Annotated in this window: 27 protein-coding genes; 12 read left to right on the top strand and 15 right to left on the bottom strand. The window is 63.6% G+C overall.

The window, feature by feature from the left end:
• Nucleotides 1–32 precede the first annotated feature (32 nt).
• The gene (locus tag V6657_RS19475; RefSeq protein WP_048934899.1) at nucleotides 33–620 is read right to left on the bottom strand and encodes a chorismate mutase; all 588 of its coding nucleotides are present in this window, start codon (nucleotides 618–620) and stop codon (nucleotides 33–35) included.
• A 190-nt stretch (nucleotides 621–810) separates the two neighbouring features.
• On the opposite strand from V6657_RS19475, the gene V6657_RS19470 reads away from it, so the two are divergent.
• From V6657_RS19470 to V6657_RS19445, 6 genes are all read left to right on the top strand, one after another.
• The gene (locus V6657_RS19470) at nucleotides 811–1,161 is read left to right on the top strand and encodes a hypothetical protein (RefSeq protein ID WP_021193329.1); all 351 of its coding nucleotides are present in this window, start codon (nucleotides 811–813) and stop codon (nucleotides 1,159–1,161) included.
• Nucleotides 1,162–1,246: 85 nt separating this feature from the next.
• On the top strand, nucleotides 1,247–1,678 hold the full coding sequence (locus V6657_RS19465) for a GFA family protein (RefSeq protein WP_248694741.1): 432 nt from the start codon (nucleotides 1,247–1,249) through the stop codon (nucleotides 1,676–1,678).
• A gap of 59 nt (nucleotides 1,679–1,737) precedes the next feature.
• A complete protein-coding gene (locus V6657_RS19460; protein WP_048934900.1) occupies nucleotides 1,738–2,064 on the top strand; it encodes a hypothetical protein in 327 nt (108 codons plus the stop codon).
• Nucleotides 2,065–2,168: 104 nt separating this feature from the next.
• Nucleotides 2,169–2,717 (top strand): RNA 2'-phosphotransferase, encoded by a 549-nt coding sequence (locus V6657_RS19455; RefSeq protein WP_048934901.1) that lies wholly within the window; start codon nucleotides 2,169–2,171, stop codon nucleotides 2,715–2,717.
• 167 nt (nucleotides 2,718–2,884) lie between these two features.
• Nucleotides 2,885–4,057 carry a GGDEF domain-containing protein gene (locus V6657_RS19450; protein WP_048934902.1) on the top strand — a complete coding sequence of 391 codons (1,173 nt, stop codon included), beginning with the start codon at nucleotides 2,885–2,887 and terminating at the stop codon, nucleotides 4,055–4,057.
• A gap of 64 nt (nucleotides 4,058–4,121) precedes the next feature.
• Nucleotides 4,122–5,096: a cysteine synthase A gene (locus V6657_RS19445; RefSeq protein ID WP_048934903.1), complete on the top strand. Its 975-nt coding sequence runs from the start codon at nucleotides 4,122–4,124 to the stop codon at nucleotides 5,094–5,096.
• 13 nt (nucleotides 5,097–5,109) lie between these two features.
• Here V6657_RS19445 and V6657_RS19440 read toward each other — a convergent pair whose 3' ends face one another.
• A complete protein-coding gene (locus tag V6657_RS19440; RefSeq protein ID WP_048934904.1) occupies nucleotides 5,110–5,829 on the bottom strand; it encodes a site-2 protease family protein in 720 nt (239 codons plus the stop codon).
• 73 nt (nucleotides 5,830–5,902) lie between these two features.
• Here V6657_RS19440 and V6657_RS19435 point away from each other — a divergent pair, with 73 nt between their 5' ends.
• Nucleotides 5,903–6,460, top strand: coding sequence for a dihydrofolate reductase family protein (locus tag V6657_RS19435; RefSeq protein ID WP_048934905.1), 558 nt, complete (start codon nucleotides 5,903–5,905; stop codon nucleotides 6,458–6,460).
• On the opposite strand, the gene V6657_RS19430 is transcribed toward V6657_RS19435, so the two are convergent.
• The 3 genes from V6657_RS19430 to V6657_RS19420 form a co-directional block, all read right to left on the bottom strand.
• Nucleotides 6,439–7,047: an HD domain-containing protein gene (locus tag V6657_RS19430; protein ID WP_048934906.1), complete on the bottom strand. Its 609-nt coding sequence runs from the start codon at nucleotides 7,045–7,047 to the stop codon at nucleotides 6,439–6,441. The two genes, V6657_RS19435 and V6657_RS19430, sit on opposite strands and share 22 nt — an antisense overlap.
• A gap of 82 nt (nucleotides 7,048–7,129) precedes the next feature.
• Nucleotides 7,130–7,696 (bottom strand): transcriptional regulator, encoded by a 567-nt coding sequence (locus V6657_RS19425; RefSeq protein WP_048934907.1) that lies wholly within the window; start codon nucleotides 7,694–7,696, stop codon nucleotides 7,130–7,132.
• Nucleotides 7,697–7,749: 53 nt separating this feature from the next.
• On the bottom strand, nucleotides 7,750–8,133 hold the full coding sequence (locus V6657_RS19420) for a VOC family protein (protein WP_048934908.1): 384 nt from the start codon (nucleotides 8,131–8,133) through the stop codon (nucleotides 7,750–7,752).
• A gap of 272 nt (nucleotides 8,134–8,405) precedes the next feature.
• Here V6657_RS19420 and V6657_RS19415 point away from each other — a divergent pair, with 272 nt between their 5' ends.
• Nucleotides 8,406–8,669, top strand: coding sequence for a DUF2164 domain-containing protein (locus V6657_RS19415; RefSeq protein WP_048934909.1), 264 nt, complete (start codon nucleotides 8,406–8,408; stop codon nucleotides 8,667–8,669).
• Between the two features lie 41 nt (nucleotides 8,670–8,710).
• Nucleotides 8,711–9,085 carry a 2OG-Fe(II) oxygenase gene (locus V6657_RS19410; protein WP_021193340.1) on the top strand — a complete coding sequence of 125 codons (375 nt, stop codon included), beginning with the start codon at nucleotides 8,711–8,713 and terminating at the stop codon, nucleotides 9,083–9,085.
• Nucleotides 9,086–9,090: 5 nt separating this feature from the next.
• Here the strand turns inward: V6657_RS19410 and V6657_RS19405 are convergent, their stop codons facing one another.
• Nucleotides 9,091–9,804, bottom strand: coding sequence for a tetratricopeptide repeat protein (locus V6657_RS19405; protein WP_048934910.1), 714 nt, complete (start codon nucleotides 9,802–9,804; stop codon nucleotides 9,091–9,093).
• Nucleotides 9,805–9,962: 158 nt separating this feature from the next.
• Here V6657_RS19405 and V6657_RS19400 point away from each other — a divergent pair, with 158 nt between their 5' ends.
• Nucleotides 9,963–10,637, top strand: a complete 675-nt coding sequence (locus V6657_RS19400) for a Crp/Fnr family transcriptional regulator (RefSeq protein WP_048934911.1) — start codon at nucleotides 9,963–9,965, stop codon at nucleotides 10,635–10,637.
• 7 nt (nucleotides 10,638–10,644) lie between these two features.
• Here V6657_RS19400 and V6657_RS19395 read toward each other — a convergent pair whose 3' ends face one another.
• The 3 genes from V6657_RS19395 to V6657_RS19385 form a co-directional block, all read right to left on the bottom strand.
• The gene (locus tag V6657_RS19395) at nucleotides 10,645–11,658 is read right to left on the bottom strand and encodes a 2-dehydropantoate 2-reductase (RefSeq protein ID WP_048934912.1); all 1,014 of its coding nucleotides are present in this window, start codon (nucleotides 11,656–11,658) and stop codon (nucleotides 10,645–10,647) included.
• 27 nt (nucleotides 11,659–11,685) lie between these two features.
• Nucleotides 11,686–13,353, bottom strand: coding sequence for a twin-arginine translocation signal domain-containing protein (locus tag V6657_RS19390; RefSeq protein ID WP_048934913.1), 1,668 nt, complete (start codon nucleotides 13,351–13,353; stop codon nucleotides 11,686–11,688).
• 364 nt (nucleotides 13,354–13,717) lie between these two features.
• Complete coding sequence (locus V6657_RS19385; protein ID WP_048934914.1) at nucleotides 13,718–15,136, bottom strand: discoidin domain-containing protein; 1,419 nt, start codon at nucleotides 15,134–15,136, stop codon at nucleotides 13,718–13,720.
• Nucleotides 15,137–15,703: 567 nt separating this feature from the next.
• On the opposite strand from V6657_RS19385, the gene V6657_RS19380 reads away from it, so the two are divergent.
• Complete coding sequence (locus tag V6657_RS19380; protein ID WP_048934915.1) at nucleotides 15,704–16,864, top strand: mandelate racemase/muconate lactonizing enzyme family protein; 1,161 nt, start codon at nucleotides 15,704–15,706, stop codon at nucleotides 16,862–16,864.
• Nucleotides 16,865–16,909: 45 nt separating this feature from the next.
• On the opposite strand, the gene V6657_RS19375 is transcribed toward V6657_RS19380, so the two are convergent.
• Entirely contained in the window at nucleotides 16,910–17,650 is a 741-nt protein-coding gene (locus tag V6657_RS19375; RefSeq protein WP_338755512.1) for a nucleotidyl transferase AbiEii/AbiGii toxin family protein, read from the bottom strand.
• Between the two features lie 118 nt (nucleotides 17,651–17,768).
• Entirely contained in the window at nucleotides 17,769–18,845 is a 1,077-nt protein-coding gene (locus V6657_RS19370; protein ID WP_048934917.1) for a type IV toxin-antitoxin system AbiEi family antitoxin, read from the bottom strand.
• A gap of 532 nt (nucleotides 18,846–19,377) precedes the next feature.
• On the opposite strand from V6657_RS19370, the gene V6657_RS19365 reads away from it, so the two are divergent.
• Nucleotides 19,378–20,133 carry an autoinducer binding domain-containing protein gene (locus tag V6657_RS19365; protein ID WP_048934918.1) on the top strand — a complete coding sequence of 252 codons (756 nt, stop codon included), beginning with the start codon at nucleotides 19,378–19,380 and terminating at the stop codon, nucleotides 20,131–20,133.
• A gap of 3 nt (nucleotides 20,134–20,136) precedes the next feature.
• Here the strand turns inward: V6657_RS19365 and V6657_RS19360 are convergent, their stop codons facing one another.
• Genes V6657_RS19360 through V6657_RS19345 form a run of 4 tightly spaced genes read right to left on the bottom strand, consistent with a single transcriptional unit; the run spans nucleotide 20,137 to nucleotide 24,894 of the window.
• Complete coding sequence (locus V6657_RS19360) at nucleotides 20,137–21,300, bottom strand: acyltransferase (protein WP_048934919.1); 1,164 nt, start codon at nucleotides 21,298–21,300, stop codon at nucleotides 20,137–20,139.
• An 18-nt stretch (nucleotides 21,301–21,318) separates the two neighbouring features.
• Nucleotides 21,319–22,485 (bottom strand): NAD(P)/FAD-dependent oxidoreductase, encoded by a 1,167-nt coding sequence (locus tag V6657_RS19355; RefSeq protein ID WP_082170261.1) that lies wholly within the window; start codon nucleotides 22,483–22,485, stop codon nucleotides 21,319–21,321.
• A 10-nt stretch (nucleotides 22,486–22,495) separates the two neighbouring features.
• Nucleotides 22,496–23,329 (bottom strand): alpha/beta hydrolase, encoded by an 834-nt coding sequence (locus V6657_RS19350; protein WP_048934921.1) that lies wholly within the window; start codon nucleotides 23,327–23,329, stop codon nucleotides 22,496–22,498.
• Entirely contained in the window at nucleotides 23,329–24,894 is a 1,566-nt protein-coding gene (locus V6657_RS19345) for an MFS transporter (RefSeq protein WP_048934922.1), read from the bottom strand. Before V6657_RS19345 ends, V6657_RS19350 begins: the two co-directional genes overlap by 1 nt.
• Nucleotides 24,895–24,900 lie beyond the last annotated feature (6 nt).

Below are 24,900 nucleotides of genomic sequence, written 5' to 3'. Positions count from 1 at the left end.
TAGATCAGTCACCGCGCTGACATATCCGTCGCTCAGGATTTGGCGCAAAGCCGCGCCGTCGCGCGATCCAGTGCTATGCGGTGCAGCGTGTCTAGCGACTTCTCGTGGGCAACACGGCCGATGTCTTGTGCGACGCGCGTCAGGCAATCTGCTTGACTGCGGGCTGGGGCAGCGTCACGCAGGCTTTGCAGGATCGACGTCTGCAGTGTGTCCAAGCGCGGCCGGATGTCGCCGGACAGGCTCTGCCGCGGCGTGGTGGGTGCCGCGCCGGCCCTGCGCCAGTCGTTGAGCAGGGCGTATTGCACTTCCTTGTTGGCTTCGATCTGGTCGGCAAAGACACTGGCCACGTCCGTCGCGTTCAACCCGAAGGTGGACGCGATGCCCGAAACGTTGGCGATGACCTTGGCTTCCCGTTCCGGGTCGTAGACCGATTGGCCGGTGTCCCATTTGCTCAGGGCCACCTGATCGGCGGTGACAAGACGGTCGGCCAGATGGCGCAGCAGCGGTGCGAAGGCGCTTTCCTGCGCAGTCACCGGCGTTGCGCAACCCGCCACGAGGCACACGGCGCAGGCGAGCAAGGCAGTCTTGATCGTGACGGAAGGTTTGAGAGTGGTGTGCATGGCGGGTGTTGGCGGATTACCGGAGATCTGGGTGGGTTGGCAAGCGCAATGATACCGATGCAAATGGCATCCGGAGCGCGCCCGCATTGCGTTTGCACGTGATGTTCTCCACAAACCCAGGTATCATGCGGACTACGCGCCGTGTATGTCTGCAAAGCCAGCGGCGGCGCGGTTAGCTGAGCCTACGACGATGGATTTTTACCCCGATCTGGAAGGTTTGCCGCTGTTCGCCAAACCCGCATTCGGCTGGGAGGATTCGGTGTCGGCAGCGCCCGCCGACCCCCCCTCCGCCAAACCCCGCCGCCCGCGCCAATGGCGCGGCCCGATCACGCATTGGGAACGCGGCTACCGCTCTCACTACTATCGCGACAAGCGCGGCAAGAAGCTCGGTGAAATCCACCTGAGCCCGCGTGGCGATGCGCCCCTCGTCTACCGCTGGCTGGCGGGCACGCTGTCGGGCATTGAAGGGTCGCTCTCGCATGCGCGCATGCGCGTGGAAGAGGCGATCGGGTTTGGCATGCGGCAGATGGCGTTGTTCTAAGCGGCGCAGCGTTACCAGCAGACCTGAGCGGGCGCTCGTAGAATGCGCACCAGCATTCCAGCTCAGGAGTTCAGGTTTGACAGCAATCCCCGATACCCTGCAATGCATCTGTGGCCGCGTGCAACTGCGCATTGCCGGCTCACCCGCTGCACGCGCCAATTGCCACTGCAACGCCTGTCGCGATTTCTACGGCACGCCGGTACTCTCCGCCACCGCGTGGGACCCAGCCCACGTCACCGTTGAACGCGGCGCCGCCGACCTCATCGCCTTCCAGCACCCCACACGCCAACTCAAGCGCCACTTCTGCCGCCATTGCGGAGAGACCCTCTTCGGCAACAATCGCCTGGGCATGGCGGTGATCCCTAACAGCCTCTTCGCGCGCGCCGCGCAGAACGGTTTGCCTGACGCATTGGCGCCGACCATGCATCTGTTTTACCGGCACCGCGTGGTGGATGTGGCGGATGCATTGCCCAAATACCTGGACGGATGGGATGGGCCGATGTACGACGTGGTGTGACCTAGCGGCAGGCACATGTGATGCGTCAAAACAGGGTTCACCACGACAGGGAGAACCTTATGCCTACCATTGTTCGCATCTTTATTGACCACGCGGATGCTGAAGCGGCCCGGCAGACCGTGCTGCGGTCCGGCCTGGCACGCGATTGCGTGGCGCTCTCGTACCAGGGTGACGAAGCGGGTGCCGTGTGCGGCAACTTCGTCAGCGGAGATCACGAACCGCGCGGCGAGCAGGCCGAAACGTACGAGAGCAAGTTCCAGAACGTCGTTCTGGGCGGCCGTTACATCCTGACCGTAGAGGCCGACCCCGCAGCGATGGCATCCACAGAGGCCCTGCTGATTTCGGTTGGTGGTGTTGCCATCGACGATCTGTACCCCAGGCACTGATCGCAACGGCGGCGCCGGCTACCAAGCATCCGGGCGCGATCATTTCGCAGCTTTCTGGCCACGCCTGATGGTCGTCCGTCCTGAGGGGTGAGAACATCGGCCCTATGCACCCATCCGAACTCAAATCCCTCAGCAAATTTCTCAGCCTGATCCTGCGCCACGAGCCCGAACGCATCGGGCTGGCGCTCGACGATGCCGGATGGGCCGGCATCGGCACCTTGCTGGAGAAAGCCGCCGCATCAGGTCGCCCGATGACGCGCGAGCAGCTTGAAGCCGTGGTCGAAACCAGCGACAAGAAACGCTTTGCGATCAGCGAAGATGGCCAGCACATTCGCGCCAATCAAGGCCATTCGATCGATGTGGACCTCGGCCTGCTGCCCGCGGCGCCACCCGAGGTGCTGTACCACGGCACGGCAACGCGGTTTCTGGAGTCCATCCTTGCCACTGGCCTGGACAAGCGCCAGCGCCACCATGTGCACTTGACGAACGATCCTGCCACTGCCCGATCGGTCGGCCAGCGCTATGGGGTTGTGGTGGTACTGACAGTGGACGCCGCGCGCATGCATGCCGAGGGGCACACGTTCTTCCGCTCAGAGAACGGTGTGTGGCTGACTGACGTGGTGCCGGCACGCTATCTTTCTGCCGGCATCTGAGTCGTGGTACGCGCAGATCTTTCATCTGCCCACACGCGGGCTCGCTTAACTTGAGTACTGGATGTAGACAAGTTCGCGGGAGTTCGTGCCCCACCACCCGGTGATGCCCGCAGAACGCCCCCTCACGTAGAATCCACCGCCACAGTAGACCCAGCGGGAGGGTGCCCATGCTAGATCCAGGTGTCGCCATCGCCACGTCTGCGCTGATGAGCTTTGTGCTCTTGGTGCTGCTGGGCTCGCTGCTGCGCGCAGGCAAGCCGGGTGTGGCCGAATGGTTTGGCGCCAACCTTGCTGTGGTGCTGGCGTTGCCGATGCTCCTGCTGCGCGGAACGATTCCCGATGCGCTGTCCGTTGTTGTGGCCAACGTGCTGCTTGCGCTGGCGGGTGCGGCCTACTACGCGGGCTGCGCGCGCTTTCTCGGGCGCCGGCCGCACTGGCCGATGCTGCTGGCGGGCGTGGCGGCGGTGGGCGTCGCCGTCATCTACTGGCGCTATGCCGTCGACAGCATCCCGATGCGGGTGTTTTCGACCACGCTGTTCTCCGCTGCTTTCTGCTCGGCGCTGGCATGGATGCTCGTACGGTATCCGCCGGCGGGCCGCCCTACGTATCCGTATCGGGTGACGGCCGCCATCGCCTTCATCTTCGGTGCATGCCAGCTCGTGCGTGGCATCTACTTCTTGACGCTGGATACCGCTTCCAGCCCCTCCATGTTTTCCACGGCGGGCAGCGTGCTGCTGCTGGTGATTGCGGCGGCCATCATGCCGATCCTGTCGATGTCGGCCATGCTGATGATGCACGACGCGCTGCTGGCCGATGCGCGAGAGGCTGCCAACCGTGATTTCCTGACCGGCGCGTTGTCGCGCAAGGGCTTCGAAACCTTGGCGCGCCGCTACGTGGATCGCCTGCAGCAGCAGGCCCGGCCGCTCTCGTTGCTGATCCTGGATCTGGACCATTTCAAAAACATCAACGACACGTTGGGCCATGCGGGTGGCGATGCCGTGCTGCGTGCCTTCGTGCAGATGGCGCAGGCGCAGTTGCGGCCGACCGACGTGCTGGGGCGCATCGGCGGCGAGGAATTTGCGCTGTTGCTACCAGAGACCAGCCTGGACAACGCCATGCTGCTGGCAGAGCGGTTGCGCAAGGCAGCCGCCGTTCAGATGGTGGCGATCGGTGCGCAGGTGCATCACTACAGCCTGAGCGGCGGCGTGGCCAGCTGGCAGCCTGGGGAATCCTTCGACCGACTGAGCGTGCGCGCAGACCGCGCGCTGTACGACGCCAAGCACCAGGGGCGCAACAGGATCTGCGCGGCCGACGTCGCCAACGCTGCCAGTGTGGTCTAGCCCACCGGGCCGGCGTTCCCTGCCTATTCTGTAGAGGTGTGCACACCACCCTGCAGGAGGCGCCATGTCTATCCACGATGGGTTTGTCGGCACGATCGGCAACACGCCACTGATCCGCTTGGCCCGGCTGAGCGAGGAGACCGGTTGCGAGATTCTTGGCAAGGCGGAATTCCTGAACCCCGGGGGATCGGTCAAGGACCGCGCCGCGCGCTACATCATCGAAGACGCCGAGCGGCGTGGCGTGCTCAAGCCGGGTGGCACGGTAGTGGAGGGCACCGCAGGCAACACCGGCATCGGTCTGGCGCACATCTGCGCGGCGCGCGGCTATCGTTGCGTGATCGTGATTCCTGAAACGCAATCGCCCGAGAAGATGGACCTGCTGCGCGTGCTGGGCGCAGAGGTGCGCCCGGTGGCGGCAGTGCCGTACAAAGACCCGAACAACTACCAGAAGATTGCCGGTCGACTGGCGCAGGAGCTGGACAACGCCATCTGGGCCAACCAGTTCGACAACCCTGTCAACCGCCAGGCGCACTACGAGACCACCGGCCACGAGATTTGGAATGACACGGCAGGCAGGGTCGATGCCTTCGTCTGCGCAACGGGCACGGGTGGCACGCTGGCCGGCGTGGCGCGCTACCTGAAAGAGCAAAACCCGGCGGTGAAGATCGTACTTGCCGACCCGCACGGCAGCGGGCTCTACAGCTTCATCAAGACGGGTGCCATCCAGGCTGAGGGCAGTTCCATCACCGAGGGCATCGGCTCGACGCGTGTGACGGCCAATCTGGAGGGCACGCCCATCGACGACGCCATCCGCATTGATGACCAGACGTGCGTGACGATGGTCTACCGGCTGCTGCGCGAGGAAGGGTTGTTCGTTGGCGGCTCGACTGGTATCAACGTGGGCGCGGCGGTGCAGCTCGCGCGCGAGATGGGGCCGGGGCACATCATCGTCACGCTGTTGTGCGATCGGGGCACGCTGTACTTCGCGCGGCTGTTCAATGCGCAGTGGTTGGCGCAAAAAGGCTTGCGGGCAGGGTGAACGGCGATGCGGACTATCGGTGCGCGATGTACATCAAGAGCGCAGCGGCCCAGGACAACACCAATGCCAGATATGCCAGCATCAGCAACTGCGTCAGCTGAGCGGGCCAAGTCCTGGCCAGTCCAAGCTTGCGCCCAATGAAGGCCAGTGCCTGCCCACCATTCGTTGCAGGAAGCGGCAGCAGGTTGAACGCCGCAAACTTGGCGGCCACGCTGCCCAGCAGCATGGTGAATGGCCACTGCAGGATGGCCTGATGCGCCTGCGCCAGGAAGGTCTGTGCATCGCCGGCGGGAGACAGGGCGCCGAGCACGATCTGCGCAAAGCCGTGAATGAAGGTCGGCAGCGCTTCAAGCTGGAGCAGCGCCAACGCCACGACCAACAGCATGGTCCCACCCGAGAGGGCCAGCACCAGTTGCATCCACAGCGGCTGGGTATCCAGCGCACCGAGCAGATCGTCTTCGGTCAGCGCGTCTTCGCTCAAGTCCTTGAAGCGGACAGAGCCGCCGAGCGGCAACAGGCGGATGCGCACACGTCCCAACCGGATCAACTGCGGCCCAAAGCCGAGCGTCATCTCGCGTACAGGAATCCGGAACGCCGTGCCGACGACAGCGAACGTCGTCAGATGCAGCAGCGCGCAGAGCACAAAGGCAGCGATGAAGGCGTAGCCGGTGGGCATTGCGGCGTTGTCCTGGGTCGGGTGGCTGGAATCAGCCCGCAGTGGGCTGGGCTGCATTGTATGTCCGCAAGCCGGTACTAACGTGGTGTGCGTAGCATCGTGCCCCCAAACATTCACAAGAGCGCATGCCATGTCCAAGACTCAGTACTACGCCGCCGCGAGCCTCGATGGATTCATCGCGACGACGGATCACTCGCTGGCTTGGCTGATGCAGTTCGGTTCGCTGGAGGGCACGAGCTACGACGGTTTCATTCGCGATGTGGGTGCGTTGGCGATGGGCGCATCCACGTATGAATGGCTGCTGCGCGAGCTGGTCAAGCCCGGCACTGCGCAAGCTGCGCCTTGGCCGTATGCGCAGCCCGCGTGGGTGTTCACTTCGCGCAAGCTGCCGGTGGTGGAGGGTGCCGATGTCCGCTTCGTGCAAGGTGACGTGGCGCTGGTGCATCAACAGATGCGCGCAGCGGCCAACGGCAAGAACGTGTGGATTGTTGGTGGCGGAGAGCTGGCCGGGCAGTTTCTCGATCGCGGTCTGCTCGACGAGTTGATCGTGCAGATCATGCCGGTGGTGCTGGGCAGCGGGTTGCCGCTCCTGCCACGTGCGGTGGTGACACCGGCATTGAAGCTGACATCGGCCACGCCGTACAAGGATACGTTCGTGGAGATGCGCTACGAGGTGGTGCGCGGGTAGTCCGATTCAGCGACCTGTGTCGAGTCCGCCATCCGCAGCCGCGTCTGTGCATCCAGCAGCTCGCGCAGCGTGGCAAACAGCGGCGCCGCTTGCATGTAGCGCTGCCCGTAGCTCAGGTTGAACGCGTAGTCGAAGTCGTCCGGGTTGGCGCCCTGGTTGTGCTGCAGGATGGTCTCCAGTTTGTCCAGCGCCTTTACCGCGCGTGCTTCCGGCGTGGCTTCTGCTTCGTATTCATCCCACAGTGCGACGATGGCGTTGCGCGCCGGGGTATCCAGCATGTGCGTGAGCTGTAGCAGGTCAAGGCGCTCCTGCATGCTCTTGTTGGGATGTGCGTGTTGATGGGTGGCGGGCACATCGCCGTGGATGGCTTCGCCCAGATCGTGTACCACACACAGTTGCAATACCTTCAACAGGTCGAGTTCCTTCAGCGCGTCGGCAAACACGATGGCCATCAGACTCAAGCGCCAGCTATGTTCCGCCGTGCTTTCGGGGCGGCCTGTTGAGGTATGGCCGCTACGCAGTACGTTCTTGAGGCGCTCCGCCTCGCGCAGAAAGTCGAGCCGGGCAAGCAAGGTATCGGTGATCATGGGGCGGGTCGATTGTTTGTTGGCTGAGCCTATGGCGTTCGACTGTGCACTGTCCACGCATAAAAAATGCGGACGGCACGATTCAGCTTGCCGACAGCGTTTCGACAAGCCGCACCGCCGTGCCGTCGGACAGTGTCATGCGCGTCCAGCGGCACAGGCTTGGCCGAATGGGCACGACGATCGATTCGTTGGTGCCGGTGCTGAACTCCACGCCGGGCGGGGCGAGGTTGTCATGCCAGCCCAGCGCGCCAAGCGCAGCTTCCTGCTGGGCGATGGCCTCCGTGGCATAACGCCATAGCGATTGCCCCATCAGTTGCGCCATCGGCTGGCCGAACTCGGCGGCACGTGCGGGTGAGCATGCGAGCAGCCGATGGGTCAGGTCGCAGACGAGATGCACTGCACGCGGATGCGCGTCGATCAATCGGGCTAGTGCGTGGTCGGCGGCGGAGCTGAGTCGTGCATGCAGCAGCGTTTCTGCGCGGTGGCGCTCATCCGGAAGCATGTCCTGCACGCCGGCCTCCCAGCGGGAAATGGTCGATTGCGCTACGCCAAACAGTTCTGCGGCGTGCGTCTGCTTGACGCGATGCAGGGTGCGCCAGCGCCGCAGCATCGGCCCTAGCGGGCGTTGCGTAAATGGAGCGTTGTCCATGTGGATTGTGTTGTGCAGAGGAATGCCATCAGGCCTTGCATGGGAGGGCGAGCTTACGACCCGAGGTCATACGGCCGCGTCATGATCTCCAGAAAGTGCCCGTCCGGGTCATCAAAGTACAGGCCGCGGCCACCATTGTGCGCATAGGTCTCGCCAAGCCGTTTCTTGGCGGGGTCGGCCCAGTACGCAAGCCCTTTTTCCTGGATGCGCGCGAAGGCGCGATCGAACTCGGCATCGCTGATGAGGAAGGCGTAGTGCTGCGCGGCGATCGGCGCGTCACTGTCAAAGAAGTCGAGCGAGACGCCGTTGGACAGCGGTACGACCAGCATCTGCCCAAATGGGATGGGTTCGGGCAGGTCGAGGATGTCGCGCAGGAAGCGGGTGGACTGTTGCTTGTCGCGGCACCAGACGATGGTGTGGTTTAGCTCGACGCGCATGCTGTGTCTCCCATGCGATGAGGCGGCCCATGCACTCGCTGGCGGGCCGCCGTGGTCCTGCCTTAACGATAGACGATGGATGGATGCTTTTGGCTGTGCAACGCTCATGCGGCCAGCGCACAGAAAGGCTTAGACTGGCGGCCAACGCGCATTGCCGCTGTCGATCACTTCCCGCAGCGACGCACATCGTTTTTACGAAAGCCTGGGCTTCGTGGCGAGCCACGAGGGCTACAAGCTGACGCGCTGAAGCCAGCCCATTCTTAGGAGCCCCCATGCCGATCGAGCTTGACCGCGATACCCGCGAAGAGGCGATTCAATCCATCCAGCGCTACTTCACTGAACACCTGGAAGAACGCATCGGCAACATCCAGGCTGGCGCGTTGCTGAGTTTCTTCATCGAAGAGATCGGTCCGGTGGTCTACAACCTCGCTGTACGGGATGTACAGGAGCGCCTGCAGACGCGCGTGGCCGAACTCGACTATGAATGCCACGAAGCGCCCTTCACGTACTGGTCGAAGGTTGGCAAGCGGCGGTAGTTCCCGGCTAACATGCGCGGGTTCAGCGACCCGTGGCCCTCATGTCTTCCTTGCGCCAGTTTCTTCAAACCGCTTTTCGTTGGCAACGCGGCCGTCAGGGCACGGGCTACGACAAGATGCTGCTGGCCACAGCCATGTGGCCGATCCCGTTTGACAGCTATCTGATCCGCTACCCGGAAGGGTCGGAAATCCCCCCGCATACCGACCCCGTATCCAACGGGCGGCACTATCGGCTGAACGTCGTGTTGAAGTCGCCGCGCGCAGGCGGTGAATTCATCTGCGCCAACCCGATCTTCCAGACACGGCGCATCAAGCTGTTCCGCCCCGATGCGTGTGAGCACAGCGTGACGCGCGTGGTGGGCGGCAGCCGGTATGTGTTCTCAGTGGGGTGGGTGCTGGGGCGTCGGCCAGGGTAATCCGCTTACGGGTTGCCTGCCTTGGCGCGTTGCGCCTGCACGTAGCGCAGTTCTGCTGCCGCGCGGCCGTCTTTGGGGTCCAGCTCCAGGCACTTGCGATACAGCGCTTCGGCCTCGTCCAGCCGGTTCTGTTCGACATACACGTACGCCGTGCCACGCCAGGCGCGTCCAATCTCGTTGTTCTTGATCTGCGGGGGCGAGAACTCGCGCGCATCGCGTGCGGCGGCGTCGAAGCTGGCGAGTGCCTGCGGCCAGTTCTTCTCGCGCTGGTACAGGTTGCCCATCTCTGCATGGAACTGCGCATTGTGCGGTGCCATGTCGATGGCGCGCTGCAGGATCGTCTTGGCCTCACTTGCGCGGTTCAACTCGATCAGGGCGTAGGCTTTGAGGTAGTACGCGTACGCCCAGTTGGAGGACACCACTTTGGCGCTCGTCTTGGCGTTGGCCGCTTCCGCCAGGTACAACAGCGATTCCACCTGGCTGCGGGCGCTGTAGAGCCGGGCCGTTTCGTCGCGATACGCGTTTTCGTAGAAGGTGGCCACCTTATCGAAATCGTCGATGGCCTCGGCTTGCCGGCTCGCTTTGGCAAGCTGTGCGCCTTCCTGCAACAGCTGAGCGTTGCGGGTGTCGTCTGCGTTGGCGGCGGGCGCGCTCTGCGCCCAGACGGACACGCTTGCAAGCAGTGCGGCAACGGCAACCAGAACACGCGGATACGGCATGGCCCCTCCCATTGAAATGTCGAGCGACGTTAGCAGAACGTGCCGGCCGCTGGTGGGCCTGGAAGTGGGGTATGTCGGTGCACCGCAACGCACAACCGTTTTGCCAATAGGCAGGCATTGCAGGTAGTCTCGTGCCAGCGCATTCACCGCCGCCGGCCATGCAAGTTTTTTTCACCAATCCCTGGTTCCAGAGTCTTCCGCAACAGGCCGCCGAGGCCTTGCTGAAGGCCGCCACGACCGTGCCGGTTGCCGCTGGTGCATTCCTCTTCCGCCAGGGTGATCCGGTGGATGCGGGTACCAACGCGTTCTTTGGCGTCGCCAGCGGCGTGCTCAAGCTGTCGATCTTCAACGCCGAAGGCGACGAGGCGATTCTCGCGCTGGTTGAGCCCGGCAACTGGTTTGGCGGCGTGTCGACGTTGGATCAGCAACCGCGCGGCCACTGTGCGATTGCGCTGGAAGATGCAGAGGTGCTCGCCGTCAGTGCCGAGCGCTTCGAGGCGTTGATGCGTGATGCGGCATTTGCGGCCGCCATCGCGCGCCTGGTGGCGATGCGTTTGCGCTTGGCCTATGGCTCGCTGGCGAGTGCCGCGCTACAGGGCACGCGCGTACGCGTGGCACGGCGGATTGCCATGCTGGCACACGGCGATGTATCGCAATCGGCGCAAGGGCGCGCAACCATCAACACCTCGCAGGACGCGCTGGCCATGATGCTGGGCATCAGCCGGCAGACGCTCAGCAAGGAGTTGCAGGCGCTGGTGAAGCTGGGCGCCATCCGCCTGCGCTACGGGCACATCGAGATTCAGGACATGCCGCTACTGCTGAGCGTGGGCTGAACCGCGTTCAGGTGGCTGAGCGCAGCGCCGCGAGCAGATCGTTGCCCGACCAGCTCGGGCGTGTGGCGGCGGCTTCTGCAGCATGCACCAGTGCGCACAACTGCGCGTTGACTGGCGCACGCTGCCCAAGCCGGTCGGCCAGGCGTACGACCTCGCCGTTGATCCAGTCGACCTCGGTAGTGCGGCCGACGGCCAGGTCATCGGACATGGACGAGCGTGCGAGCGGATCGATGGCGAGCATCTTGCCGCCCAGCCGGGCAAACACGGCATCGGGTGTGGCAAGCAGGTGCGGAATCCATGCGGGTGGTATGGGGGTGAGCTTGGCGGGCCGGATGCCTGCGCGCGCCAGCAGCCGCATCGCCTCGGTTTGCGCGAGCGCCAGACAGCGCCGGTAAGCGCGCTGCGACAGCTCTTCCTTCAATGGCCGATTGGCCAGTGCATTGATGGCGTTGTTCAGGTTGAGCAGCAGCTTGGCCCATTGCACCGATGCCATGTCCGTACGCTCAACCAGCGGCAGACCGGCACGCCGGAAAGTATCAAGGAAGATGTGCAACGCGGGCGACGCCGCGACCTCCAGTTCGCCCGCTGTGCCCTGATGAAAGGCGCCCGGCCCGGGCTGCATCACATTGAAGGGCACCATGCCAGCCAGCACTGTCTGCTGCGGCAGCGCGGCGCGGAGCACGTCGGCATTACCCAGTCCGTTCTGGAAGCTGACCACCACCGTGCCGGGGCGCAGCAGCGGCTTTAGCGCATCAGCCACGGAAGCGGTTGCGGCTGACTTGACCGTGACCAGCACCAGATCTGCCGTGGCGGCTACGTCGGGCTCGGTCATATAGGCCACGTTGGCGGCGTCCACCTGCCAGCGACCACCACGGTAGTCCGTCAACGTCAGGCCATGTGTGCGCAGTTCATCGCCAATGCGCGCCCGCCCGACCAGTGTTACGTCAGCGCCCGCGGCCAGCAGACGGCCCCCCAGATAGCAGCCGATCGAGCCAGCCCCCACGATGCAGATCTTCGCCATGCGTCTCCTTGTTGTTGTGCAGACACCTCAGGCCAGGCGCGGCACCTCGTACACCAGGGCCGGCTGGAGGGTATCGATGGCGTCCACCGGCTCGGGCGGGCGCCACAGGAACAGCGAGAAGGTCATCTTCTCCGGTGTCACGTCGATGATAGTAAAGCCGTTTTTCTCGGTTGGGCGCAACGCTTCCTGCATGGCGACGGACAGCGCGGGCGTGGTCTCGATGCTGCGGAAGGCGGAGGGGAAGCCCATGTCACCGGTGCCCAGCGTCCCGGTCATGATGGCATGCACCGGATGCGCGAACTCCAGCTCGGCCGAGCGCGACATCGCCCCGACGGCCGACGCGTGAAAATCTCCCTGCACGATGACGGCGGCACGCTGCTTCTGTTGCCCGAGCGCCGCCACCAGGCGCTGATGCTGTGCGTGCCAGCCGGTCTGCCAGCCGGGCTTGGGCTGATTGCCGACCAGCCGCCCGGTCTTCGTGTCGAGCAGGTCCGGATACCAGTCGCCCAGCTTGCCGGAGGAGTACGCAAACGGCAGCGACGGTACGTGAAAGAAATGCGCCGTGTCTTCCGCACGCGTGCGTGCCACGAGCCAGTCTTCCACCCACTGTGGCACCACGCGTGCGTGCATGCCCTTGTTGTCGAGAAAGCGCCGGCAGTCATACAACACCGCTTCAAGCAGGCTGCCGTAGCGCAGGGTGCCGAACGCGCTGTTGGTGTCGACGGGCATGCCTGCCTTGTCGCCGCCGGGCAGCCATACGGGGCGGTTGGCATCGGGCAGGAACTCGGGGTAGTAGCGGTGCTGTGTCAGCTCCGCGCCGATCAGCCCATATGGCTCCGGCGGCAGCGTGGCGACCTTGTCGTCAAACTCGTCGTTCTCGAAGGTGTCGTGGTCATCCGTCAGGAAGTACGCGGGCGTGGAGCGCAGCGTGGTGCCGTACAACCCGCCAATCTGGTAGTCGCATACGCGCGTGAAGATCGCCTCGTTCTTCGGGTACGACATCGGCACCGACATGTCGAGTGCGCCGCCAAATTTTGTCCACATCAGCTCGCGCACCTGGCGTGCGAAGGGCTTGTTCTGCGAGGTCTGCAAGTCCCAGTAGATGTGGTCGCCGTTGGCGATGACGGCGTCGGGTGCGAACGCCATGCCGCGCGCCAGAAGGCGGCGGCGCGCGGCCATGTCGAGCCAAGCGGTCTTGCCGGCGATGGAAGGGCCGTCGTAACCGCCCGCGCACGTGTAGGCGAGGATGCGCAGTCGCGCGGGTGTGGCGTTGGGTGCGGGGAAGGTCTTCAGCGGCCAGGCATCGGCCAGCGGTTTGCCACCAGCGTCGACGATGCGCAGCGTGTACTGCGTGGCCGGCTGCAGGCCGCGCACATCAAAGCGCCAGAAGCGGCCTGCCGTGTCGGTGGGCTCGCCAGCAACACGCTTGCCGTTCACGATCACCCACGGTGCGCGTGCCAGTGGTGCCTGAAACGATGCCTTGATGAGAAAGCGGTCATGGCTGGCGGCGGGGATCAGGTGTGCAAGCTGCCCGGCATGCCAGTTGGTATCCGCTGCCGATGCGGTTGCGAGTGCGGTGTCGGGCAAGGTCAGGCCAAACGCGCCCAGGCCGGTAGCGGCGGTGCCGAGGGTCAAGAAATCGCGCCGGCTCATGCCGTGCGGTGCTTGGGTGCGTGGTTTGATCGGAGCGGGCATCGTCCATCCTGTGGCGTGGTGCGGAGACGCCATCGTGCCGAGCCATGTCCACCCTGAATGTTCAGCTTTTGACAATCTAGGGGTTAGTCCTCAACCAGAGGCAACGGCGCGGCATATACCGGCGGGATGATCTTTGCCATACGGTATGCACGCACGCTGCAACGGTCAGTGCTGCCTACCATGGCCGCGGTCTTTCAACGGAGCCTTTGCATGTGGAACCGTATTGCCAAGCCGTTTGCCTGGGTGCCTGGCGAGTTCCAGGCGGGGTGATGCGCCAGCGCGCTGCAAAGACAAACGCCCCGATGGCCGTTGCCACCGGGGCGTTGTCATGTCAGGCAGATAGGCCGATCAATTGATCCGCCAATCAGTAGCCCCACACCTGCATTTCGTCCAGCGAGTAGCCCCACTGCGTGGCGCGCTGCGTACCGTACATCCGCACATAGCGGCCGCTGCCCTTGAGGTTGGCCAGTGCCACGTGGCCATACGCCACGCCATTGCTGGTCGAGTAGATGTTGGTCCAGTTCACGCCGTCGTTGGAAGTCTGGATGGAGTACACCTTGGCGCCGGCATCCCAGTACAGATCAACGCCGTTGATGGTGCGCGTCGAGCCGAGGTCCACCATCAGCCATTGCGTGCCGGCCACGCCTTCAATCGAATCCCAGCGCGTGCTGGTGGTGTTGCCGTCAAACGCGTAGGCCGGGCCCAGGCTGCTGCTGTAGCTGGACGACGCGCTGGCCGGCTTGCCTTGCGACAGCAATACGGTTTGCTGAGTAGCGGCAGCCGTGGTGCCCGCGTAGTAGTTCGAACCGAGCTTGGCCTTGGTCGTGTCGTTGTTCACGCCAAACTGCGACAGGCTCCAGCGCTGGCCCGTGCTCGCATCGCCCAGGTAGAGCTGATAGCCGCCGGCTGTGGTGGACGAGAAGAACACGTAGTTCGTGCCGTTCACGGGCGAGGGGTCGGAGTTGTTGCTGTTGCAGTCGTTGAGCGAGAGCTGGTTGGGCGTGTCACCCGGGTTGACCTTGGTGTAGATCTGGTCGGACTGGCTGGTGGCGTCAAGCCAACGGGCGTAGAAAACGGTGCCGTCTGCACGCACGATCGGGTAGTACGCGACCAGGCCGGCCGGCGTGTCGAACGCCACCTTGTTGGTGCTGCCGACGGTCTGCTTGTACAGGCCCATGTTGCTGCCTGTGCCAGTGGCGTAGTACACGGCGGTGCCATCGGGCGTGAGGAAGGGCATGGAGTTTTCCACCGCCGGTGCCGTGCGCGTCAGGTTGACGATGGAGGTGAACACCGGGCCCGAACTCGTGTACGACAGCGCGGCCTGCATCACGTCGCCGTTCTGCTTGAACATCAGCGACTTGCCATCGGCGCTGAACTTCGGATCTTCATTGCGCGTCTGGCCCGTGCTGTTGGTCAGGTTGATCGGCCTGTTGCTGGAGCCGACCTGCCAGAAAAACACGTTCCATGCGTTGTTGGTGATGCCCATGAAGGCAATCCACTTGCCGTCGGGGCTGAACACCGCGTTCATCGGGTCCTGGATGCCCCAGGCGGGTTGCGATACCTGCTGCAGCGTGCGCGCGGCAAAGTCGTAGATGAAGAGTTGACTGGTGCCATCGCCGTAGCTCACGTAGCTGTGGTACGCGAGCTTGCCGGTCAGGCTGGCCGGAAACGTGGTGTTGGATTGCGTGGGCGGATTGGCCACGCAGTTGGCCTGGCTCGGTGCCGCAAACAGGGCAAACGTTGCACCAACGGCAACACCAAGAGAGAGTAGTTGGGTACGCATGAAACGGGTACTTCCTGTGCAAGAGGGTCACGGCGAAGAACGCCGCGGTAGGTCAAAACCACGTCCTCGTCTCATCGCCAGATTGCAGGCAAAGCTCCGCCATCTCGGGACAGGCCCAAGTTGAAAAAGCGCCACAAACCGGGGGAGTGACGAGGCGACGAAGACGCGCCGAAAAGTGACCCTGTTGCTTCGTACCGTCGTGCTTATTGTCGGGGTCTCGACTACATCGGAAAGGCGAGTCGCGGGCGAGACTTTAAGGGCTTTGCGCGCAATTCGATAGCGCGATAAACGTGTGCTTTCCGCATTAAATCGGCGCTCAATTTTCTGCACGGGCGGCCGCCGCCACATGCGCGTGTAAAAGTGACACGCGCAATTTCCGCAACGTTGTCCGCGCTGCACGCAGGCCGTGCAAATTGTTATTTTTACCGCGACGATTTGTCGCGTGGTTGCGGCGCACGGCTTGCTGACGACTGCGCAGCCATGTCGCCGCGGGCGCACGCAGTGTGCGAGAGCTTGCGACAATGCACGCGAACGTGCCGCCACATCGGCGGTGCAGCGAGGGCTGACATGCACATCACCGAGATTCGCGAGCAGGCCATTCCGGTATCCCGATATGACGATCCGTCCATTCCATCGGGCGGGTTGACGACGAGCCTAGTGGCCGTCACCACCGATGTGATGCGTGACGGCAAACCGGTGGTCGGTTACGGCTACGCATCGGTTGGCCGCTTTGCGCAGGGCGGTTTGATTCGCGAGCGCTTTGCACCGCGCCTGCTGCGTGCATCACCCGGCAGCCTGGCGGATGATGCTGGCACCAATCTCGACCCGTTCCGCGCGTGGCACACGATGATGGCGGGCGAGAAACCCGGCGGCCACGGCGAGCGCTGCGTGGCCGTCGGCACACTCGACATGGCGATCTGGGATGCCGCCGCAAAGATTGCTGGTGTGCCGCTGCACGCCTTCCTTGCGCAGCGGCTCGGTAGGGTGGCGCAGCCGCGTGTGCGCGTGTATGCCGGCGGAGGCTATCGCTATCCGCAAGACGATCTCGCGCGCCTGTCTGATGAGATGCGCCGCTGCGTGGATCTCGGCTTCACGCACGCCAAGATCAAGATCGGTGGTGCGCCGTTGGATGTGGATTGCCGGCGCATTGAAGTGGCCGCTGCACAGTTGTCTGGCACCGGCCACCTCGCTGTGGATGCCATGAACCTGTATGACCAGACCACCGCGCTGCAGGCCGCCATCGTGCTGGAGCCCTATGCGCTCTGGTGGTTCGAAGACCTGTGCGACCCGCTGGACTTCGCCACGCACGCCAAGGTGGCCGAGGTATACGCGCCGCCCATCGCTGCGGGCGAGGCGTTGTTCTCACAGGCAGAGGCGCGGTTGCTCGATCATTACGGTGGCCTGCGCAGCGCACGCGACGTGCTGGTATTCGATCCCGTGCATTGCTATGGCGTGCCGGGCTACCTGCGCATCATCGACACCATGACCGCGCATGGCTGGCCGCGCCATGCATTCTGGCCGCACGGTGGGCATCTCTTTGCACTGCATCTGGTGGCGGCACTTGGCCTGGGTGGTGCGGAGGTCAGTCCATTTGCATTTGCGCCGTTTCGCGGGCTGGCGGATGGCGCACGCATCGAGGCGGGCTACGCAGGCTTGCCGCAGGCGCCTGGCATCGGTTTCGAGACGCACACCGAGGCATGGCGCACATTCCGGCAGACATTTGCATAAGTGCGCGTCCAGTGGCGGCGGGTTCGAGTTGGCGCCGCCTCGTAATCAGACGGAGGGGGAGCCGGTCGCGTGCAGTTCGAACCCTCGCCGGAACCAGGTCAAGCGGGTATAGGCCGCGTCCAGCGCATCCGTTGCGCCAGCACGCGTTCTGGCCATATGCAGGGCCAGGCGATCGCGCATTGCTGTGTCGTCGAGCAGGGCGATGCATTGCTCACAGGTTTGCGGGCCGGCCAGCGTGGCGGCATCTCTACCAAGCAAGGCCATGCCTGCGAGGTCCTGGTCGTAGTTGGCCGATTCCAGCAGAGCGGATTCGGCGTCATACAGACGATCCAAGTTGCCGGCGCTGGCATAGTTTTGCAGCAGGAACTGCAGGTCTTCCGCGTCCTTTGGGTCCTCCAGGCCGCGATCCTTCCAGGCGATTAGCTTGAGCACGGCAAGCCCAGCCAACGATGCCACGCGTATGCTGCGTCCGGGCGCAAACTCTACTTCGACCGCGGCCCGCCAGGCATCTGCATAGCCCGCAACATTCATCATGACAGCCATGTCGGGCGGCCATTTGATAGTGGCTGGCGGCTGTTCGATGCCGCCGAATGGGATGAGATCGATTGGCCGGGCGATCGTGTTGTCGCTCGTGCGATAGAGCAGTCGATGGGTGATGCTGGTGGCAGAGTCGAAATGGTCGTTAGCTAGCAGGTGCTGCTTGATGTTTTCGAACTGCGGCCAATGTTCTACGGCAACGGCGAAATCCACGTCGAGCGTGGCACGCCCGGTCTCGATGCCAAACACGTGTGTCAGCAGAATGTCGCGCGCTGTGGCGCCCACCACGAAGATGGGCAGTGCCAGCGGTGCAGCCATGTCGTGGATGGCACTGAGAATGTCCTGGGTTGAGCGGTCCAGTGGGCGGTCAGAGCGGATCGAGTACACGAGCGACGCTTTTTTTTCGGATGAGGTTGGCGGTTTCCAAATTGCGCGAGTCCATGGTGGCGATGAGATCCGCATACACCAGGATCGGTGGTACAAGACTTTCCCGGGCGGTTTGGCTAGTCGGCGGTCGCCAGAAGGTCTCCAGCAGTTCGATGGGGCCATCCGCGCTAGGCTGAAGGCGATACTTGGTGACTAGGTGGCGCAGCGTATCTCGCATGGCAGGCGGGTCAATATAGAGCGTCTGCGTGGCGGGTTTGAGATAGCCGGTCATGCGGGCGGCCGCGACTTCGCCACCCCATTGCGCGCTCAGTTGTGTCGGGTCGGCCAGGCTGGCGTCTTGCCACCAGTTTGGGTTGGTCGCTTGGAAGCGGCGAGGATGCAGCTTGGGGCGCAGTATCGAGGGGTAGCCGGCAACCCATTCGTCGAGCATTTGCGCAGGCGCTGCGAGGCGACGGCCTCTTGCTGACTCAACTAGCAGACCGCGCGCGGCCAAGTCCTGGAACACTGCACCGACGGAGCCGAGTGCAATGCCGGCGGCCTCTGCGATCTCCCGATATGGCGCCTGTACGAGTGTAGGTTCGCAGAGCAGGGCGAAGGCCATGCGCCATGCTGTGGCGTTGCCCGCGCTGCGCGTAGACGTCTGTGTCGGAAGGGCGAGCGGCTTGCGTCCACTCACAAATACGTACAAACCATCGGTCTTAAGGTAAGCATTGCCTGCGGTATCAATGAACTGCAAGTCGAGCTGCCGGCTGTGCTCTGCCAGTTGTGGGCTGAGGTACGGTGCAACCAGCAAACCAGAGTCGAGGTGGGGGGCCAGTTGCGTACGAACTAGGGCCAGTGCGGAGGGTCGGTCCATCGTGCGCTTGCATTCCACAAGGTAACGATGTGTCTGGCCGGCGACCTTCAGGTCGACAACGGCGTCGGACTTTGCGCGGGGACTGGTGCGGGCTTCGATCGCAACAACCTTGCCGTCTATGCCGGTGAGTTCGCCCAGGGCTTTCAGCGCAGTATCGAGCACTTCACGCTCGTGATGCTGGGGATCGTATCGGGTCGCCATGTGAGGTTGTTCATATTTGTCACATGTTCATGATTCGTGAACACATGATAAGTATGAACGGCAAGGCTGCTTTGTTCAAGAAAATTCAGTGTTCATGCAACGTGAACGTTATGGAAGTCTGAACAACAGGCAACTACACAGCAGCCAATAAAAAGCATGTGGTTATATCAATGAATCAACTTTGCGCAAAGGTAGGCGATTATCAGAAGATTTATTCCTGCCTTCAGTCAAATCCGCATTCGAGACAACGTACTACCCCTCATTAGTATGTTGCGCCGCGCAAACCGCTTCAGATTTTGTATAGTTCCAGCACGCCGTTTCGAGCCATCAGCAAAGCGTAAGGCGACGACCAGATCAAGGCTGAAACCGCGTACCGACGCGGGTTGGCCGCCACAAGCCTGAGCCGGGGGAGTGCCGCATGCTGTGCCGGCACGCGGCCATGTTCAAAACGTCTGTAGGTGGAGGCGGTAATGCGCGTGGGATTATCCGGCGCCATTGCTGCCGCACTGACTCTATTTGGGAGAACGCTTGCATGGGCGCTCGCATTGAATTGACGGAAAACCGGATGACATCGTGGCGCGCAGAACTGTTGCGCGAGTTGAACACCCTGGACGATGCAGACGCTGCGTTTCGCAGCCTGAACACGGCCGTCACCCTGTTGGGTTTCGACTATTACGCCTATGCCCTGCGCGCGGCGATCCCGATCACGCGCTTCAATACCGTGGCGTGGAGCAACTATCCCGAGCGCTGGCGAGAGACCTATCTGGCGCGCGGCTATGCTGCCATCGACCCGGTGCTGCAGTTCGGCCAGCGCTGCGTGAAGCCCATGCTGTGGCCGGGCATCAGCGATCCGAACGAGCCGTTCTGGGTGGAGGCACGTCAGCATGGGCTGAACCACGGGTGGTCGCAAACCATGCGAGACCATCGCGGCATCTTCGGCACCTTCAGCCTGGCGCGCACCGCCGAGCCCATTACCGCAGACGAGTTGGCCGTCATCGAGCCGGAGATGATCTGGCTGGGCCAGCTTGCCCACGCCACCATCAGCAACCTGATGGCGAGCAAGGTGCTGCCTGATGCCGCCGCGCGCCTCAAAGACGTTGAGCGCCAGACGCTGCACTGGACGGCCGAGGGCAAGACCGTGGCCGAGGTGGCGGCCATCCTGGAGATGACCGAGCGCAACGTGAGCTTTCATATTCAGAACGCCATCACCAAGCTCAACGCGGCCAACAAGACGCATGCGGTGGTGAAGGCGGCGATGCTGGGGTTGATTCCGGCCACGGCAGCCTGAGGCTCAAGCACGGCTGCCGTCGTCTGCGCGGCTGACCAGCGCGCGCGCGGTGCGTGGCCGTGCGCTGCCGGCCCAGCGGCGCATGATGGGGCGTTCGACCAGCGCGTACAGCATCCACGCCAGCAGCAGCGCCGTGCCGAACTCCGCCGCAATCACGCCCAGTGCCACGGGCGTGGCAAACGCCTGCCCGTGCAGCAGCGCTTGCGCGCCGTACAGCACCTCCAGGTGGACCATGTAGAACGCAAACGACACCTCGCCCAGCCACACCATCGGGCGCGAGGCGAGCAGCGTGGGTGCATCGGCCACATCTGTTGCCGCCACCGCGGTGATGAGCAGCGCAATCGGCACGATGGTGACCGCGTTCAGGCTGTACTGGAACGGCACCACGCGCGCCGCCGCATAACCCGCGGCCATGATGAGAAACGCCGGCAGCAGGCCAAGCCTGATCCACTGCCCTGTCATGAGAATGCGTGCCATCAGCATGCCGAGCACGAACTCGAACAGCCGCAGCGGCGGGAAGAAATACGCCAGCCAGAAACGCAGTTCAGGCAACGGCCAACCGGGCGCGACGGGCGCGTCCGGTGTGAGCAGCGTGATGAGCCCCTGTGCTGCCAACAGCGCCGCCACGGTGCCCGCTGCCCACCACCACAACCGCGCTGCACGTATGCGCTGCACCGCCGGCAGGATCAACGGAAACAGCATATAGAACACCAGCTCACTGCCGAGCGACCACGACACCGCGTTCACCCCGCGCAGGATGTCGTCTTCCGGCACCCACGCATGCAGCAGGAACAGGTTGGGCAGCCACACGGCAGCCCGCGTTCCGGGTGCCACCAGCAGCATCATGGTCACCGCCCATGTGACGATGTGGTTGGGGTAGATCTTGAGCAGGCGCCGCCTGAGAAACGCCGACGTGGTATCGGTACTGCGTGCAGACCACGTCAGCACGAATCCGCTCAGCACGAAAAAGAACGACACCCCCACGCGTCCGCCCACGTTGAACAGGTGGTTGTAGGCCGTGGCCCACTGCGCATCCGCAAACGGGTTGAACACCGCGATCTTCATGAGCGACCCGTGGTACAGGAAGACCAGCATGGCCGCCAGAAAGCGCAGCCCGGTGAGCGACGGCAGCCGGCTGGCTGCAGGCGTGCGGAACGTGAGCACCATGAAGGTCTCCTGTGCAGATCAGGCGGTGGCGACTTCGGTTTCTCTGCGGGTTGCTACGGCCGGGATGTGCGTGCGCAGCCCCGTCAGAAAGCGCGGTAGCTCGTCGTGCAGCAAACGCTCAAGCGACGATGCGCCAAACGGACGTTCGGTCGTCGCCAGGTCGGGGGAGCGCACCAGTAGGCGGCTGAGGTAGCGCGTGACCGCCAGATTGCGGGCCACGGCTTCCAGGCGCGGCAGCTCATACGCATCTAGATCGCGCGCGAGGATGGCGCGCGCCAGCACCGCCGCGTCTTCAATGCCGAGGTTCATGTTGGTGCCGCCGATGGGGCTGAACTGGTGCCATGCATCACCGGCAAAGAACACGCGCCCCACGCGTGCGCGGCTCGCAATGCGGTGGCCGAACGCGCTGTGCGTGATCCAGTGCAGGTGTTGCACGTTGGCGGCGATGGGCGTCATCTCACGGATGATGCGTTCAATGAACGCTGCATCGAAGCCGCTCTGCGGGTCTTCGCCCGGGAAGGACGCGATCACGCGGTAGCTGCCGCCAGGGATCGGCACGATCATCAGGTAGCCATCCACGCCGCAGAAACAGTGCATCTCGTCGTTGGCCAGCGGCAGCGTGTCGAAGCTCACGTCTGCCACCACAAAGTAGCCGGCATACATGACCTGGTCGACGGGGATGTCGAGCAGACGCCGTGCCGTGCTGTTGCCACCATCGCAGGCGATGACATGGTCGGCAAAGATGCGCTCTTCGGTGCCGTCCGGGTGGGTGCAGGTGGCGACCACGCCGGTGGGCGTCTCTTGCAGCGCCTGCAACTCCAGCCCCTGGCGGATCGACACGCCCAGCTCGGAAATACGCTGATACAGCGCGCGCTCGATGACGTCTTGCGTGAGGTGGAAGAAGTGCGGGCGCGCAATGTCGAGCTGGTGGAAGTTGATGTCGGCAAAGTACGCGCGGCGCCGGTACAGGTTCATGCGCGGCACGCGCAGGCCCAGCGCATCCAGCTGCGCGCCGATGCCAAGCTGGTCGAACACCGCCAGGCTCGCCTGGTTGACGGCAATGCCGCGCGGCAGGGTCGACAGCTCCAGCCGCTTGTCGATCACCTGCACCGCCTCGCCCCGTTGTGCGAGCAGCCCGGCCAGCGTCATCCCTACGGGGCCACACCCGACGATCAGTAGGCTCATGGCCGGCTCCTCACAGCGTCTTGGAAAACTCAAGAATCAGCTTGCCGCACACCTCGGGTGCTTCCAGGTGCGGCACGTGGCCCACGTCTTCCAGGATGTGCACGTTGGCCGGCTGGATGCGCGGCACGCGGGCCTGCAGCTTGTCGTAGTAGGCGTTGTCGATGAAGGCATCGTTTTTGCCGCCGATGTACAGGAAGGGCACCTTGCTGCCCGACAGGATGGCCAGTTCGTCCAGCCAGCCCTGCGTCTTCAGGTGAATGGCGAATTGCTCGCGGAAGTTGCCGTCGGATTCCTTGATGTCCGTGAGCATGCGCTTGTACACGTCGGTGCCGGCTTGCGAGACATCCAGGTAAGCGCGTGTGAGCGCATCGGCCTCGTCGCCTACCAAGTGGTTCTTGAAGGCGAGTTCCTTCGGCGCTTCGGGGCGGAAGTTGGAGAACGCATCTTCGCGGCTGACGGCATGCACGCCGGCAATCGACACGAGCCCCAGCAGGTTCGGGTCCTTGAACAGCGATTGCGTGGCGATGTTGGCGCCCACGCTGTTGCCCACGGCAATGATCTCGTGCAGCGACAGGCGGTGGCGGAACTCTTCAAACAAGGTGCGCAGGCCGATCATGCTGTACTGAAAGCCGAAGCGCGCCACGTCGATATGGTCCGACTGGCCGTGGCCCGGAAAATCCAGCGCGATCAGGTTGAACTGGTCGCCCAGGATCGGTTCCAGATCGGCGTAAGAAGCGGCGGTGGACGCCGTGCCATGCAGGAAGACGATGGTGGGCCCGTTGGCCTTGCCGCCCTGCAGGTAGTGCAGCTTGCCGAAATCGAAATTCAGGAATCTGGATTGCATCACACGGCTCCTTCGAGGTGTTCGTTGCGGGATTGCGTGGGGTCAGCGGATTCAGCGGGGCGCGTTTCCTTGCGCTTGAACAGAGCAACCGACAGGCCGATGCCGATGGCCGCCAGCAGGGCGTTGAACGCCATCAGCGCACGCATGGCGGGCACGTAGCTTGTGTTGACGATGTCGCGCACCGCATCGATCGGGTGATCGGCAAACGTGCTTGTGACGTTGACTAGGTTTTGGCTGGCGTTGACGAGGCCGAGCAGCGTGTGCAGCTGTTCAGGCGTGAACGTGGTCGCGGCACCGGCAATGTGGCGGGCCAGCTCAAACGCGCCCACCTTGCTCAAGATCAACCCCGACACCGCCACCCCAAACATCGCTCCCACCATCGACAGCGTGAAGAACAGGCCGATGGCCGTGCCCGTGTGCTTGGGCGACACCTGTGACGTAGCGCCGTTGATGGTGGCCGTGGTGAGCGCCCCGTTGGACAGCCCGAAGCTCACCAGCCCGATCACGAACAGCACGATGGACAGGTCCACACGCAGCGTGAGGAATGCAGCGCAACTCACCAGCAGCAGCGTCATGCCGGTGAGTACCGGCAGCTTGTAGCCGCGGCGGTCGATGACTTTGCCGGTAATCGGCCCCACCACAAAGATGCACGCCGTCATGCACAGCACCCACAGCCCCGCGCGCACCTTCGAGTAGTTCAGGATGTTCTGCATGAACAGCGGCAGCACGAAGAGGAAGCTCGCCATCACGAAGTTGAAGATGATGCGGATGCCCACCACCGTCAGGTAGGTGCCGTTCTTCAGCAGCGACAGGTTGATGAGCGGTGCCTCTACGCGCAGGCTGCGGCGCACGAACAGCATGGTCGAGATGGCGCCCACGGCAGTCAGCGCACCGATCTGCGCCCACGAGAGCGTGGCCAGCGCGTTGGACAGCACGATCAGGCAACCGAGCCCCAGCAGGTACAGCGGCACGCCCACCACGTCGAGCGCGCGGGCGCTCAGTTCGTTCGGATCATCCTTGTCGACAAACACGGCGGTGAGCAGCAGCGACAGCAGCCCCAGCGGCACGTTGATGAGGAAGATCATCTCCCACCCGAAGGCCTGCAGGATGAAGCCGCCCAGCGGCGGCCCCGCCGCCAGCCCAATCCCCGTGATGGTGACGGCCACACCGGTTGCCAGGCCCTTCTGCTCGGGCGGAAACGCCTTGCCGATCAGGATGAGCGCCAGCCCCAGCGTGGCCGAGAAGCCAATGCCCTGGACAAAGCGCGCCGCGATGATGGCCTCGATGCTGTGCGCAAATGCTCCGATGTAGAGCGACGACAGCACGAACAGCAGGCCGCCCGCCATGAACACACGCTTCTTGCCATAGCGATCAGCCAGCACGCCCGACAGGCAGAAGAACGCCGCCGCAGCCGCCAGGTAGCTGACGATCACGAGTTGAATCTGCTCGATGCTGGCGTTGAAATCTTTGGAGAATTCCGCCAGCGCCAGGTTGACGATGGTCAGATCCAGGTTGATCAGCAACAGGTAGATGCCGATCGAGAACAGCACGATCCATTTCTTCATGGGCAG

The organism is Ralstonia sp. RRA (assembly GCF_037023145.1).
Classification (GTDB): domain Bacteria; phylum Pseudomonadota; class Gammaproteobacteria; order Burkholderiales; family Burkholderiaceae; genus Ralstonia.
This window is presented reverse-complemented; position numbering and strand designations above follow the sequence as displayed.